Here is a 14,610-nt window from a genome sequence, read left to right as displayed (position 1 = left end):
TGGTCGCTGGGTGGATTGCGCAAAGTGGCAATTAATATTCAGCGTAGGGACAGTTGCAGGCATGGACAAACATTACAGATGAGATGCATTGGAGCTAAAATTTAATGAAATCAAAGGGTTGTTGGTTTTAATCGCCAGTCGCGATAACACCCATCGCCAATCGGTTTAATCACCCACCTTAATTATTTTGGCCCGTTATACGGCCTGATTTTCTTTAAGGCAGGCAATAAAAAGCCCCTGACGACTCACATCGACAGAGGCTTTTCTTTACAGGGTGCCGCTAAGCGCAATAAAACAAGCGCGTACTACAAACCGGCAGCAGAGCGCAACGTGTCGGCGCGGTCGGTTTTTTCCCAAGTGAACGTGGTGAACGTATCGTCGCCCACGGTCTTGGTTTGCGGCGTGCGACCGAAGTGGCCGTAAGCTGCGGTTTCCTGGTACATCGGGTGCAGCAGGTCGAGCATGGTGGTGATCGCGTACGGACGCAGGTCAAAGTGCTCGCGAACCAGCTGGACGATCTTGTCGTCGCTGATCTTGCCGGTGCCGAAGGTGTTCAGCGAGATCGACGTCGGCTGTGCAACGCCGATGGCGTAGGAGACCTGAATCTCGCAGCGCTCGGCCAGGCCGGCAGCGACGATGTTCTTGGCCACGTAACGGCCAGCGTACGCGGCCGAGCGGTCGACCTTCGATGGATCTTTACCGGAGAACGCGCCGCCGCCGTGACGGGCCATGCCGCCGTAGCTGTCGACGATGATCTTGCGACCAGTCAGGCCGCAGTCGCCCACCGGGCCGCCGATGATGAACTGGCCGGTCGGGTTGATGTGGAACTGAGTGTCTTTGTGCAGCAGTTCAGCTGGCAGCACGTGCTTGACGATCAGCTCCATCACGCCTTCGCGCAAATCTTTGTACGACACTTCCGGGTTGTGCTGAGTCGACAGAACAACGGCGTCGATGCCCACCACGATGCCGTTTTCATAGCGGCAAGTGACTTGGGATTTGGCGTCCGGGCGCAACCACGGCAGCAGGCCGGATTTGCGGGCTTCGGCCTGACGGTGCACCAGCTGGTGTGAGAACGCGATTGGCGCAGGCATCAGCTCGGCAGTTTCGTTGCTGGCGTAGCCGAACATCAGGCCCTGGTCGCCAGCGCCCTGATCTTCAGGTTTTGCGCGGTCGACGCCCTGGTTGATGTCAGGGGACTGCTTGCCGATGATGTTCATGACGCTGCAGGTCGCACCGTCAAAACCGACGTTGGAGCTGGTGTAGCCGATCTCGCAGATCACGTCACGAACGATCTGCTCCAGGTCGACCCACGCGGTGGTGGTGACTTCGCCGGCAACAATGGCCACACCGGTCTTGACCAGAGTTTCCACGGCGACGCGAGCCTGCTTGTCCTGGGCAATGATGGCGTCCAGCACCGCATCGGAGATCTGGTCGGCGATTTTGTCCGGATGTCCTTCAGACACGGACTCGGAGGTGAAAAGGGAGTATTCGCTCATCTCGACGGTTTTCCTGATTATTACCGATGGTGAGTGTTGCCAGCCGGTCGCTGAAAATGGCGGACCTGGATCTGGAAACCATTACGTAAGCCTATGTACAGGCTTTCCCCGGGGACCAGCCCCGCAGCGATGGCCCAACGGGCCAGATCTTCCTGTTCAAAGCCTAACCAGAGATCGCCACAGGCCTCCTTGGCCCAGCTCTGGTCATGACTGCACAACTCTGTCACCAGCAGGCTACCGCCCGGTTGCAACAGGTTGGCCAATTGTTTGAGCGCTTCGGCAGGCGCGGCGAAATGGTGCAACACCATATTCAACACCACGCAGTTGCCGGAGATATTAGCGTTGGTCAGTGCATCGGCCAGTTTCAGCTCGACGTTAGCCAACGCCTTTTGTGTGCAGATCTTGCGTGCCAGATCGAGCATTTCCGGGCTGTTGTCCAGCCCCGTGACGTGCCGAAAACGCCGCGCCAGATCTGGCAGAAAACCGCCATCGCCAGGCCCGACTTCTATCGCCGTGGCATCGGCCGGAAAGCTCAGCTTGTCCAGTAACGACAGCAGGCTGTCGCGGTATTGCGGCAGCCCTGCGATCAGGTCTTGCTGAGCCCGAAATTTCTCGGCAGTGCGTGCGAAGAAGTCCTGACTGGCATTGGCCCGCTGGCGATGCACCAGCCCGATCCGGGTCTGTACATCATCGGGCAGGCGCAGGTTGTCGGCTTCTTCAAGCATCGCCGCGTGCAGCTTGCCGCCGGTGTGTTCGGTATGGGGCAGGGCGCGTCGATAGAAGATCGCGTTGCCTTCACGCCGCGTCGCCACCAGATCGGCCTGGGCCAATACCTTGAGGTGATGGCTCATGCCGGATTGGCCAATGGCGAAAATCTGCGCCAGCTCCAGCACGCCGAATGAGTCGTTCGACAGTGCGCGCAGGACATTCAGCCGCAACGGATCGCCGCCGGCTTTGCACAAGGCAGCCAGCTCGTCGCATTCATCATGGCTAATGGCAGGCACGCGAAGATTCATAAGGCAGGCAGTCTAGTTACCGTCCGGGCGGGTCGCAAGGCCAATATCAAAAAGTTTTGATATTGGTCGATCAGTGGCGGCCCCCCGGCGCCGTGATTCTGCCGTTTACCCTCGTGCGTTGGGTGCGGTGTACGAAAACACGCCAGCAGCAGAGGAAAACACCGATGGTGTGTGATCTGTCATTGCCCCCGGAGGGTGCCTGAGGGAAAATGGCCGCCTTTTTCCGGTCCCACTTTTATCTGCCCCAGGAGATCAGCGATGCCAAGCCGTCGTGAGCGAGCCAATGCCATTCGTGCCCTCAGCATGGATGCCGTGCAAAAGGCCAATAGCGGCCACCCGGGTGCCCCGATGGGCATGGCGGATATCGCTGAAGTCCTTTGGCGCGATTATCTGAAGCACAACCCAGCCAATCCGATGTTTGCTGACCGCGACCGGTTCATCCTGTCCAACGGTCACGGCTCGATGCTGATCTACTCGCTGCTGCACCTGACCGGCTACGACCTGCCCATCGAAGACCTGAAAAACTTCCGTCAGTTGCACAGCCGCACGCCGGGCCACCCCGAATACGGCTACACCCCGGGCGTTGAAACCACCACCGGCCCGCTGGGTCAGGGTTTCGCCAACGCCGTCGGTTTCGCGGTTGCCGAGAAGACTCTCGCTGCCCAGTTCAACCGCCCAGGCCACAACATCGTCGACCACCATACCTACGTGTTCATGGGTGATGGCTGCATGATGGAAGGTATCTCCCACGAAGTCGCTTCGCTGGCCGGTACCCTGCGCCTGAACAAGCTGGTCGCGTTCTATGACGATAACGGGATTTCCATCGATGGCGAAGTCGAAGGCTGGTTCACCGACGACACTCCGAAGCGTTTCGAATCCTACGGCTGGCTGGTCATCCGCAACGTCGACGGCCATGACGCCGACGAAATTAAAACTGCCATCGACACCGCTCACAAGAGCGACAAGCCGACGCTGATCTGCTGCAAGACCACCATCGGTTTCGGTTCGCCTAACAAGCAGGGTAAGGAAGACTGCCACGGCGCTCCGCTGGGCACTGAAGAAATCGCCCTGACCCGCGCTGCGCTGAAGTGGACCCACGGCCCGTTCGAAATCCCGGCCGACATCTACAGCGAGTGGAATGGCAAGGAAAAAGGCCTGGCCGTTGAAGCCGAATGGGATCAGCGTTTCGCTGCCTACTCCGCTGCGTTCCCAACCGAAGCCAACGAGCTGATCCGCCGCATGAGCGGTGAATTGCCTGCGGACTTCGCTGAAAAATCCGCCGCGTACGTGGCTGAAGTCAACGCCAAGGGCGAGACCATCGCCAGCCGCAAGGCCAGCCAGAACGCCTTGAGCGCCTTCGGTCCGCTGCTGCCTGAATTCCTCGGCGGTTCCGCTGACCTGGCAGGTTCCAACCTGACCATCTGGAAAGGCTGCCGCAGCATCACTGGCGAAGACGCCACCGGCAACTACCTGCACTACGGTGTCCGTGAGTTCGGCATGGGCGCAATCATGAACGGCATCGCCCTGCACGGCGGTTTCGTGCCATACGGCGCCACCTTCCTGATTTTCATGGAATACGCCCGCAACGCCGTGCGCATGTCCTCGCTGATGAAGAAACGCATCATCTATGTATTCACCCACGACTCCATCGGTCTGGGCGAAGACGGCCCGACGCACCAGCCGATCGAGCAACTGACCAGCCTGCGCACCACGCCGAACCTGGACTGCTGGCGCCCGGCCGATGCCGTCGAATCCGCCATCGCCTGGAAACACGCGATCGAACGTGATGACGGCCCATCGGCGCTGATCTTCTCTCGTCAGAACCTGCAACATCAGGCGCGTGATGCCGAGCAGCTGGAAAACATCAACCGCGGTGGCTACGTGCTGCGCGACTGCAGCGGCGAGCCGGATCTGATCCTCATCGCCACCGGTTCCGAAGTCGGTCTGGCTGTTCAGGCCTACGACAAGCTGACCGCAGACGGCAAGAACGTGCGTGTGGTTTCCATGCCGTGCACCAGCGTTTTCGAAACCCAGAGCGCTGAGTACAAGCAATCGGTTCTGCCGCTGGAAGTCAGCGCACGCATCGCCATCGAAGCTGCTCACGCCGACTACTGGTACAAATACGTGGGCCTGGAAGGTCGCGTGATCGGCATGACCACCTTCGGCGAGTCGGCCCCTGCCAACCTGCTGTTCGAAGAGTTCGGCTTCACGCTGGAGAACGTTCTTTCCACGGCTGAAGAGCTGCTGGAAGACTAAGCACCACTGCGTTGCCGTGTAGGAGCGCGCTTGCCCGCGAATGCATTCTCTCAGTCGCCTGAGATCGGGCTGACAGACCGCAATCGCGGGCAAGCGCGCTCCTACAGGTTTTGATGAATGCCTGCGAGAACCCCATGCCTCAGCCACGCCCTTATAAAGTCGCCCTCAATGGTTACGGTCGTATTGGCCGCTGCGTGCTGCGCGCGCTGTGCGAGCGAGGTGCGAAGGCTGGCTTTGAAGTGGTGGCAATCAATGATCTGGCCGACATGGCCAGTCTCGAATACCTCACGCGCTTTGATTCCACACATGGCCGGTTTCCCGGCGACGTGCGGGTCGAAGGCGATTTTCTGCACATCAACGATCACGTCATCAAAGTGTTTCGCAGCGCGACGCCGGAAGGCATCGACTGGGGCTCGCTCGACGTGGATCTGCTGCTCGAATGCTCCGGCGTCTACAACACGCGCGCTGACGGCGAGCGCTTTCTTTCGGCCCGTGCACCACGGGTGTTGTTCTCCCAGCCCATGGCCAGCGAAGCCGACGTCGACGCCACCATCGTCTACGGCATCAATCAGGAAACCCTGACGGGCGATGAGCGGCTGGTGTCTGCCGCATCGTGCACCACCAATTGCAGCGTGCCGTTGCTCGACTTGCTGAACCGCGAGTTGGGTCTCGAATACGTGACCATCACCACGATTCACTCGGCGATGAACGATCAGCCAGTCATCGATGCCTACCATCATGAGGACCTGCGCCGTACGCGCTCGGCCTTTCAGTCGATTATCCCGGTGTCCACTGGTCTGGCGCGCGGCATCGAGCGGCTGCTTCCGGAACTTGCCGGCCGAATTCAGGCCAAAGCAGTTCGTGTGCCGACGGTGAACGTCTCGTGCCTGGACATCACGCTGCAGGTCGCCCGTGATACCGATGCCGTCGAGATCAACCGCATCCTGCGCGAGGCCGCCACCCGCGGCCCCCTGAAGGGGCTGCTGGCGTATACCGAATTGCCGCATGCCAGTTGCGATTTCAACCACGACCCGCACTCGGCCATTATTGATGCCAGCCAGACGCGGGTCTCGGGCCCTCGGCTGGTGAACATCCTGGCCTGGTTCGACAACGAGTGGGGTTTTGCCAATCGCATGCTGGATGTCGCCGATCACTACCTGCACACCATTCATAAACAATAGTAAAAACAGGGAATGCCTCATGACCGTGTTGAAGATGACCGACCTCGATCTGCAAGGTAAGCGTGTACTGATCCGCGAAGACCTCAACGTTCCGGTCAAAGACGGCGTGGTGACCAGCGATGCCCGCATTCTCGCGTCGCTGCCCACCATCAAGCTGGCGCTGGAGAAAGGCGCAGCCGTTATGGTCTGCTCGCACCTGGGTCGCCCCACCGAGGGCGAGTTTTCCGCCGAGAACAGCCTCAAGCCGGTCGCTGACTACCTGAGCAAGGCGCTCGGGCGTGAAGTACCGCTGGTCGCGGAATACCTGGACGGTGTCGACGTCAAGGCGGGCGATATCGTGCTGTTCGAGAACGTGCGCTTCAACAAGGGCGAAAAGAAGAACGCTGACGAGCTGGCGCAGAAGTATGCCGCTTTGTGTGATGTGTTCGTGATGGACGCTTTCGGCACCGCCCACCGTGCAGAGGGCTCGACCCACGGCGTGGCCAAATTCGCCAAAGTCGCCGCCGCCGGTCCGCTGCTGGCCGCTGAACTTGACGCCTTGGGCAAGGCCCTCGGCAATCCGGCCCAGCCAATGGCGGCCATCGTTGCCGGCTCCAAAGTCTCCACCAAACTGGACGTGCTCAACAGCCTCAGCGAGAAGTGCAATCAGCTGATTGTCGGGGGTGGCATCGCCAATACCTTCCTGGCAGCGGCGGGTCATCCAGTTGGCAAATCTTTGTACGAGCCAGATCTGCTTGAGACTGCCAAAGCCATCGCGGCCAAGGTCAGCGTGCCGTTGCCGGTCGACGTGGTGGTTGCCAAGCAATTCGCCGCCGATGCCGAAGCGACCGTCAAACTGATCGTCGATGTGGCCGAGGACGACATGATCCTCGACATCGGTCCTCAAACCGCTGCTCACTTTGCCGAACTGCTGAAATCTTCCAAGACTATTCTCTGGAACGGACCGGTCGGCGTATTCGAGTTCGATCAGTTCGGCGAAGGCACCAAGACGCTGGCTCACGCAATCGCCGAGAGCTCTGCGTTTTCCATCGCTGGCGGGGGCGACACCTTGGCCGCCATCGACAAATACGGTGTAGGGGACAAGATCTCCTATATCTCTACAGGCGGCGGTGCGTTCCTCGAGTTCGTCGAGGGCAAGGTTCTGCCTGCCGTGGAAGTTCTGGAACAACGCGCCAAGGCCTGACCGGCCATGGTGAAGGGGAGTGAAATGGTCAAGCCATTACCGCTGTTGATCATGGCGGGTTTGCTGGTCGGCTGCGCAAGCAAGCCTGAAGCGGAAACGGCGTCGAGCGCGGCGCCGGGATTGCTTCAGGTCAGCTGCTATCAGGCGGGCTGGCAGGCGGAAACCGTACCGATCGTTTACAAGCGTGGCGGGCCTGAAGTCTGGGAAAGATACGAATTCATGCCTGCCGTGGGACCAGTCCCCTGTCACTGATTTTCAGTTGACCACTGAGTGTCAGTTGACGGTGTGCCGGAATACAGGAACAGCATTGCCCCTGCCGTGATCGACATCCGTCACGCCGGGCAGGGGATCCAGGAGTGGTAATGAAAGGCTTGTTAGCCCTTGCGACACTGATGCTGCTGAGCGGTTGCGCCAGCATGAAAGCTTCGGAACCGGCAGCCCCCTGGACCCATTGGGTCTGCGACAGCAAAGCCGAGATTTTCTGGAAGTACGCCGATGCCGCGAAGAAGGAGGTTGATGTACGCCTCAATCAGAGCGAGCAGGTATTCCGTCTGCAAGCGTCGCCCGGAGCTTCCGGCGCGCTCTACAGTAACGGCGTGCTGGCGTTCGACAACAAAGGCAGCGAAGGCCTGGTCTACTGGGACGCTACCAACGATTTGATCGGTCGTGGCTGCAAGGCGCCTTAAAGGGCCGAGTGGTTCGAGCGATGCAACACCGGGCGGCGTTCGAGCAATCCGCCCCTATAATTTGAATAGCCGCCAATACGGCACGCACGATTAACGACCCCACCGGGAGAGAGACAGACAATGGCACTTATCAGCATGCGCCAGATGTTGGACCACGCAGCCGAATTCGGTTACGGCGTCCCTGCATTCAACGTGAACAACCTGGAACAAATGCGCGCCATTATGGAAGCGGCCGACAAGACCGATTCTCCGGTGATCGTTCAGGCTTCGGCCGGTGCGCGCAAGTATGCTGGCGCCCCGTTCCTGCGCCACCTGATCCTGGCGGCAATCGAAGAGTTCCCGCACATCCCGGTGGTCATGCACCAAGACCACGGCACCAGCCCGGCCATCTGCCAACGTTCCATCCAGCTGGGCTTCAGCTCGGTCATGATGGACGGTTCGCTGCGCGAAGATGGCAAAAGCCCTGCGGACTACGACTACAACGTACGCGTCACCCAGGAAACCGTCGCCATGGCTCACGCCTGCGGTGTTTCGGTTGAGGGTGAGCTGGGTGTTCTGGGCTCCCTGGAAACCGGCATGGCGGGTGAAGAAGACGGCGTCGGCGCAGAAGGCATGCTGGATCACAGCCAGATGCTGACCGATCCGGAAGAAGCGGCCGATTTCGTCAAAAGAACCCAGGTCGATGCGTTGGCCATCGCCATTGGTACCAGCCACGGCGCTTACAAGTTCACCAAGCCGCCTACCGGCGACATTCTGGCGATCGAGCGGATCAAAGAGATCCACAAGCGCATCCCGAACACCCACCTGGTGATGCACGGTTCTTCTTCCGTTCCCCAGGAATGGCTGAAAATCATCAACCAGTACGGCGGCGACATCAAGGAAACCTATGGCGTGCCGGTCGAAGAAATCGTTGAAGGCATTAAGCACGGCGTGCGCAAGGTCAACATCGACACCGACCTGCGTCTGGCCTCCACCGGTGCCATCCGCGAATTCATGGCGAAAAACCCGAGCGAGTTCGACCCGCGTAAATACCTGGCGAAAACCGTATCGGCCATGCGCGACGTGTGTATCGCCCGTTACGAAGCATTCGGCACTGCCGGCAACGCCTCCAAGATCAAGCCGATCTCTCTGGAGAAGATGTTCGAGCGTTATGCCAAAGGCGAGCTGAACGCCAAAGTGAATTGATCATTTTCTGAGCAACTTGCAGAAATGAAGAAGCCCGCAGCGATGCGGGCTTTTTTGTGGCTGTGATCCGCGCTTTTACAGGGTGGTTTGTTTACCGGGTAGGGCGATGATCCGTCCGACATAGGCTGGAGCCGGCTGGTCATGTCGGGCCTCGCTCAGCAATTGCAACGCCTCCAGCGACGCTTCGCTGAACGGCGCCGATTTCGGGCCGGCCGCCAGATCCACGTGCAGCAGCATCTGCTCACTCGCTGCCAACTCGACATCCCCGTCTGCTTTGTACAGCCCGTGATAAAGCTGCACCCGCTTGCGATCGTGTCCGATGATTTGCGTGCGCACTTCCACCGCTTCCCCGAGTTTCACTTCGTGCAGGAAGTTGATATGCGCCTCGAGCGTGAAGAGCGAGTGTTCGCTTGCATCCCGATCGTCAATGCCGAGGCCGATGCGGTCCATGAAGGCGTCGGTGGCGAAGCTGAAAATCAGCAAATAAAAGGCATCGCGGAGGTGGCCGTTGTAGTCGACCCAATCGGCGAGGACCGGGGTTTTATAAGTAACGAGCGCGGGCATAGGATTCCCAGGGCTGAAATCTTGGTGAGCTGAACGGGCCTCTTCGTGAGCAAGCTCACTCCCACAGGTCTTGCGTGAACGAAGAACAGTATTTCCCCGATCCCTTGTAGGAGCGCGCTTGCCCGCGATGAGGCCGGTGTGGGCGATGAAAATTTTGGCTCACTCCTCAAACGCCATTCCATGCTTTGCCTTAGTGGTTTTCACCGCTTCAAGCACCGCCAGCAGGCAGTCGTCGCGATATCGCTCCAGCGCCGCAATGCTGTGGCTACCCAACTGATCGGAGGTGCCATCGACCACATCGTCAATCAGCTTGTCGGTCAGCTCCGGCGCCGGAAGATAAGTCCACGGCAATTGCAGCGCCGGGCCGAATTGCGCCATGAAGTGACGCATGCCCGCATCGCCGCCGGCCAGGGTGTAGGTCAGAAAGGTGCCCATGAACGACCAGCGCAGGCCGGCGCCGAAACGGATCGCGTCATCGATTTCGCCGGTGGTCGCCACCCCATCGTTCACCAGGTGCAGCGCCTCACGCCACAGCGCCTCGAGCAAGCGATCCGCAATGAAACCGGGGACCTCTTTGCGCACATGCAGCGGGCGCATGCCCAGTGATTCATAGACCTTGATCGCCGCCTGCACCGCTTCCGGCGCGGTGTTTTTACCGCCGACCACTTCCACCAGCGGCAGCAGATAAACCGGATTAAACGGATGGCCCACCACGCAGCGTTCCGGGTGCGTGGCGCTCTCGTAAAACTCCGACGGCAGCAGACCGGAGGTGCTGGAACCAATAATTGCGTCAGGCTTGGCCGCCGCGCTGATCTTGCTGTGCAGATCCAGTTTGAGGTCAAGGCGCTCCGGGGCGCTTTCCTGGATGAAGTCGGCGTCGCGAACGCACTCCGCAATGGTGTCGACAAAGCGCAGGCGTTCCTGCGAGGCGCCCGACGCCAGGCCTTTTTGCTCGAGCGCTGGCCAGGCGTTGGCGACGCGTTTGCGCAGCGCTGCTTCGGCTCCCGGCGCCGGGTCCCAGGCCACGACATCCAGGCCGTGAGCCAGCGCGCGCGCCACCCAGCCGCTGCCGATGACACCGCTGCCCAAGGCGGCGAAGGTTTTAATCTGTGTGATGAAGGTCATGTCGGTTACTCGAAAAAGTGTCGAGGACCTTGTAGGAGTGAGCTTGCTCGCGATAGCTATTTATCTGCGCCAGATGTGTGACTGACACACCGTCATCGCGAGCAAGCTCACTCCTACACGGTAGAATTTGTGCGCGGGATCAAAATCGCTTTTTCAGCCCCATCTTCACGCGGCCCTCGGCCGGGGTCAGAACCCGGGCGCCCAGGCGGCTGAGGATTTCGCTGGCCCGCTCGACCAGCGCGCCGTTGCTGGCGAGCACGCCTTTGTCGAGCCAGATGTTGTCCTCCAGACCGACCCGCACGTTGCCGCCGAGCAATACCGCCTGCGCAGCCATCGGCATTTGCATGCGGCCGATGCCAAAGGCGGCCCACACCGCATCGGCGGGCAAGTTGTCGACCATGGCTTTCATGGTGGTGGTGTCCGCCGGCGCGCCCCACGGAATGCCCAGGCACAGCTGAAACAGGGGGTTGTCCAGCAAGCCTTCTTTCATCATCTGCTTGGCAAACCACAGGTGGCCGGTGTCAAAAATCTCCAGCTCGGCTTTCACCCCCAGCTCCTGGATTCGCTTGGCCCCGGCCCGCAGTTGCGCGGGCGTGGACACATAAATCGTGTCGCCATCGCCAAAGTTGAGGGTGCCGCAATCCAGTGTGCAGATTTCTGGCAGCAGCGCTTCAACGTGCGCGAGCCGGGTCAGCGGACCGACCAGATCGGTGCCGGGGCCGAAATCGGTCGGACGCTCGCCCGGGCCAATCTCCAGATCACCGCCCATGCCTGCAGTCAGGTTGACGATGATGTCGATGTCGGCTTCACGGATGCGGTCCATGGTTTCGCGGTACAGCTCGACGTCACGGCTGAACCTGCCGGTCTCGGGATCGCGCACATGGCAGTGCACGACCGTCGCCCCGGCCCTGGCGGCCTCGACCGCGGCTGCGGCGATCTGCTTGGGCGTGATCGGGACCAAGTGGCTTTTCCCGGTCGTGTCGCCAGCACCGGTCAGGGCGCAGGTGATGATGACGTCGTGATTCATGGGTGAGGTTCCTTACAGGCCAGGCGGTGACGCGGACGTTTGTGGCCCGCTTTTGAGGTGCAACGCTACGCAGCGGCGAGCCCCTCAAAACGCACAGCGGCGACACGGTTTTGCACAGCAGCGACCTGTGCTGTTGCTGCCAATCGGCAAGAGGTGTATTTGATGATCGGGCCCAGGAAGCCCGATCGCTTATGGCCACGTATCGCCCAAATGCTCAAATCCCAAGGAATGCGCCAACGATGTCCCAGGATTTCTACTTTCTGCTCATGCCCGGCTTTTCGATGATGGGCTTCGTGTCGGCGCTGGAGCCGTTGCGCGTCGCCAATCGCTTTGGTGGCGAGCTGTTTCGCTGGCACATCCTGAGCGTCGACGGCGGTCCTGTGATTGCCAGCAACGGCATGTCAGTGAACGCCGATGCCGCGCTTGAGCCACTTAGAAAAGGCGCAACATTGTGGGTAATGGGCAGCGTCGATCCACTGAAGTTTTACACCAGCACGCTGGAACACTGGCTGCGCCGGCTGGACCTGGAAGGCGTGGTTCTTGGGGCGATCGACACCGGCAGCTTCGTCCTCGCCCAAGCCGGTCTGTTGGAGGGTTATCGGCTGACCCTGCATTGGGAAGCGCTCGACGCCTTCAAGGAAACCTATCCCCGGCTGCAAGCAACGCAGGAATTGTTCGAGATCGACCGACGCCGCATTACTTCGGCCGGCGGCACCGCCTCCATTGACATGATGCTCGACCTGATCGGGCAGGCGCATGGCCCGGACATGGCGATCAAAGTGTCCGAGCAATTCGTACTCGGACGCATACGCCAGCGCAAAGACCACCAGCGCATGCAGATCGCCACGCGCTACGGCATCAACAACAAGAAACTGGTGCAGGTCATCGGCGTCATGGAGCAGCACACCGAGCCGCCGCTGAGCACGCTGGAACTGGCCGAAGGGATTCAAGTGACGCGGCGTCAGTTGGAACGGCTCTTTCGCCTGCACCTGAACGACACACCGAGCAATTTCTATCTCGGCCTGCGGCTGGAGAAAGCCAGGCAACTGCTGCGTCAGAGTGACATGAGCGTGCTGGAAGTCAGCATCGCCTGCGGGTTTGAATCGCCGTCGTATTTCACCCGCAGTTACCGGGCGAGATTTGTGGTGTGCCCGAGGGAGGATCGAGGACGTACGCGCGAGGTGAGGGATGTTTGACTCCTGATTATTGTCAATTATACTCGCGACTATAAATTATAGTTCGAGCAATAATTGGGTATAAATCATGACCAAACGCACTGGTTTTGTGTTCAAGCGCAGTAGCCTCGCGTCTACCGTCGCAGAAGGTTTGACCGGCGAAGGACTGCACGATTATTCATCCGGACTGTTCCTCGCGGCGCCGCGTCGCACGGGCAAGAGCACCTTCCTGCGCGAAGACCTGGTTCCGCAGTGTCTCGGCCAGGGTTGGCTGCCGGTTTACGTTGACCTGTGGGCTGATCGGGAACAGGACCCCGCCGACCTGATCAGCTCGGCGATCGCGGTTGCCCTTGTGCCGTACGAAAAAGGCATTCGCAAGCTCGCTAAATCAGCCGGGATAGACAAACTCAATTTCCTGCGCACGTTGTCGTGGGATTTCACCACGCCGCAATTGCCAGTGGGCTCGACATTAACGCAGGCCTTGCAGCTGTTGCACAGTGCGTCACAGAAGATGATCGTGTTGATCATCGATGAAGCTCAGCACGCCTTGACCAGTGAAGCCGGGGTCAACGCGATGTTTGCGTTAAAGGCCGCACGGGACGAGTTAAATCAAGGTCATGAGCAAGGCAACGGCGCCTTGCGGCTGGTGTTGACGGGCTCGAACCGGGACAAGCTGGCCCATTTGGTGCTGAACAAAAATCAACCGTTCTATGGCTCGAGCATCACGCCCTTTCCGCTGTTAGGCAAAGACTTCACCAAGGCTTATACGGCCCATCTCAACAGCCACTTGGCGATTACCAATCAGTTTTCCGCTGCCGATATCGATGCCGCCTTCGAGCTGGTCGGGCGCCGCCCCGAAATGCTGCGTTCAATCATCGGCGATGTGGCACTTGAGTTGGGCGACGCCGAGAATCTCGGCCAACTGCTGCATGACAGTGCGCGGTTGCTGCGGGCGGGCGTGTGGGAGGAGTTCGAAAGCGCCTACAACGCCCTGACTTTGCCGCAGCGCGCAGTGCTGGAGGTGATGGCTGACCGGGCGCGCGATAACCAGCCATTCGCACCCTTCGCCGATGCGACCTTACTTGCAGTGAGCAAGGCGTTGGAGGCGCTTAACAGCGAAGTGGTGCCTGGCACTCAGACCATTCAGGCGGCGATCGATGCACTCCGTGACAAAGAGCTGGTGTGGAAATCCAGTCGCGGCGCGTATGCCTTGGAAGACAAGGCACTCGGCGAATGGCTGCTGCAACGAAGAGAACCTAAGTAAGCGTATTGCTTACCTGGTCTTCATCAACGCCGAACACGCCGCCTTGTAAGCCTCATGCTGATACTTGTTCAGCGCTGCCGGCAGCTCAAAGCTGTGCTTTTTCATCTGTGCGTTGATTGTTTGAGGCGACAGCAGGATGACGTCACAGTCTTCCAGCAGCTGAAAGAGGGTCTCGATCTTGAACGTCGTCGGGCCGCCGGCGAACTCGCCCTTCTTGCTGCGTTTTTTGATTGCGATATGACCAATGCCATTGTCACGCACGAATGCCTCGATCTGGCGGGCGAACGCTTTGACGTTGACGGCTTCATCGTCGTCTTCGAGTGCGATCTTCTTGGTCGGCAATGGAACGTGTTCGAGCGCGCCGGACGCGCGAGTGGCGACAGCGAAGATGGCCTCGCTGCCTTTGATTTCTACGCCGCAGATGTTCATGTGCCTACCTTGAGCTTGGGAAG

At 59.7% G+C, this 14,610-nt stretch carries 14 protein-coding genes; 8 read left to right on the top strand and 6 right to left on the bottom strand.

The annotated features are described in order from the left end of the window. Nucleotides 1–305: 305 nt before the first annotated feature. Together metK and L4G42_RS06520 are read right to left on the bottom strand one after the other, a co-directional pair. Complete coding sequence (metK, locus tag L4G42_RS06525) at nt 306–1,496, bottom strand: methionine adenosyltransferase (protein ID WP_237251618.1); 1,191 nt, start codon at nt 1,494–1,496, stop codon at nt 306–308. A gap of 20 nt (nt 1,497–1,516) precedes the next feature. After that, nucleotides 1,517–2,512, bottom strand: a complete 996-nt coding sequence (locus L4G42_RS06520) for an ArsR/SmtB family transcription factor (RefSeq protein ID WP_237251617.1) — start codon at nt 2,510–2,512, stop codon at nt 1,517–1,519. 258 nt (nt 2,513–2,770) lie between these two features. On the opposite strand from L4G42_RS06520, the gene tkt reads away from it, so the two are divergent. The 6 genes from tkt to fba all read left to right on the top strand — a co-directional run bounded on the left by tkt (nt 2,771) and on the right by fba (nt 9,003). After that, nucleotides 2,771–4,768: a transketolase gene (gene tkt, locus L4G42_RS06515; RefSeq protein ID WP_237251616.1), complete on the top strand. Its 1,998-nt coding sequence runs from the start codon at nt 2,771–2,773 to the stop codon at nt 4,766–4,768. 134 nt (nt 4,769–4,902) lie between these two features. Beyond that, the gene (gene epd / locus L4G42_RS06510; RefSeq protein ID WP_237251615.1) at nt 4,903–5,949 is read left to right on the top strand and encodes an erythrose-4-phosphate dehydrogenase; all 1,047 of its coding nucleotides are present in this window, start codon (nt 4,903–4,905) and stop codon (nt 5,947–5,949) included. A 19-nt stretch (nt 5,950–5,968) separates the two neighbouring features. Next, a complete protein-coding gene (locus L4G42_RS06505) occupies nt 5,969–7,132 on the top strand; it encodes a phosphoglycerate kinase (RefSeq protein WP_237251614.1) in 1,164 nt (387 codons plus the stop codon). 24 nt (nt 7,133–7,156) lie between these two features. Next, complete coding sequence (locus tag L4G42_RS06500) at nt 7,157–7,384, top strand: putative periplasmic lipoprotein (protein WP_237251613.1); 228 nt, start codon at nt 7,157–7,159, stop codon at nt 7,382–7,384. A gap of 110 nt (nt 7,385–7,494) precedes the next feature. Continuing rightward, nucleotides 7,495–7,818 carry an MliC family protein gene (locus L4G42_RS06495; RefSeq protein ID WP_065991241.1) on the top strand — a complete coding sequence of 108 codons (324 nt, stop codon included), beginning with the start codon at nt 7,495–7,497 and terminating at the stop codon, nt 7,816–7,818. A gap of 120 nt (nt 7,819–7,938) precedes the next feature. Beyond that, entirely contained in the window at nt 7,939–9,003 is a 1,065-nt protein-coding gene (gene fba / locus L4G42_RS06490) for a class II fructose-bisphosphate aldolase (RefSeq protein ID WP_065991242.1), read from the top strand. Between the two features lie 75 nt (nt 9,004–9,078). On the opposite strand, the gene L4G42_RS06485 is transcribed toward fba, so the two are convergent. The 3 genes from L4G42_RS06485 to cdhC all read right to left on the bottom strand — a co-directional run bounded on the left by L4G42_RS06485 (nt 9,079) and on the right by cdhC (nt 11,719). After that, a complete protein-coding gene (locus L4G42_RS06485) occupies nt 9,079–9,567 on the bottom strand; it encodes a thioesterase family protein (protein WP_237251612.1) in 489 nt (162 codons plus the stop codon). Nucleotides 9,568–9,726: 159 nt separating this feature from the next. Continuing rightward, nucleotides 9,727–10,692, bottom strand: coding sequence for an L-carnitine dehydrogenase (locus tag L4G42_RS06480; RefSeq protein ID WP_237251611.1), 966 nt, complete (start codon nt 10,690–10,692; stop codon nt 9,727–9,729). A gap of 139 nt (nt 10,693–10,831) precedes the next feature. Beyond that, nucleotides 10,832–11,719: a 3-dehydrocarnitine:acetyl-CoA trimethylamine transferase CdhC gene (cdhC, locus tag L4G42_RS06475; protein ID WP_237251610.1), complete on the bottom strand. Its 888-nt coding sequence runs from the start codon at nt 11,717–11,719 to the stop codon at nt 10,832–10,834. Nucleotides 11,720–11,958: 239 nt separating this feature from the next. Between cdhC and L4G42_RS06470 the strand changes: the two genes are divergently transcribed. Both L4G42_RS06470 and L4G42_RS06465 read left to right on the top strand, forming a co-directional pair. Further along, entirely contained in the window at nt 11,959–12,915 is a 957-nt protein-coding gene (locus L4G42_RS06470) for a GlxA family transcriptional regulator (protein WP_237251609.1), read from the top strand. A gap of 67 nt (nt 12,916–12,982) precedes the next feature. Next, nucleotides 12,983–14,158: an ATP-binding protein gene (locus L4G42_RS06465; RefSeq protein WP_237251608.1), complete on the top strand. Its 1,176-nt coding sequence runs from the start codon at nt 12,983–12,985 to the stop codon at nt 14,156–14,158. A gap of 9 nt (nt 14,159–14,167) precedes the next feature. Here the strand turns inward: L4G42_RS06465 and L4G42_RS06460 are convergent, their stop codons facing one another. After that, on the bottom strand, nt 14,168–14,587 hold the full coding sequence (locus L4G42_RS06460; RefSeq protein ID WP_237251607.1) for a DUF3010 family protein: 420 nt from the start codon (nt 14,585–14,587) through the stop codon (nt 14,168–14,170). Nucleotides 14,588–14,610: the final 23 nt, after the last annotated feature.

Origin of the sequence: Pseudomonas petrae (assembly GCF_021728295.1) — a bacterium.
GTDB classification, from domain to species: Bacteria; Pseudomonadota; Gammaproteobacteria; order Pseudomonadales; family Pseudomonadaceae; genus Aquipseudomonas; species Aquipseudomonas petrae.
This window is presented reverse-complemented; position numbering and strand designations above follow the sequence as displayed.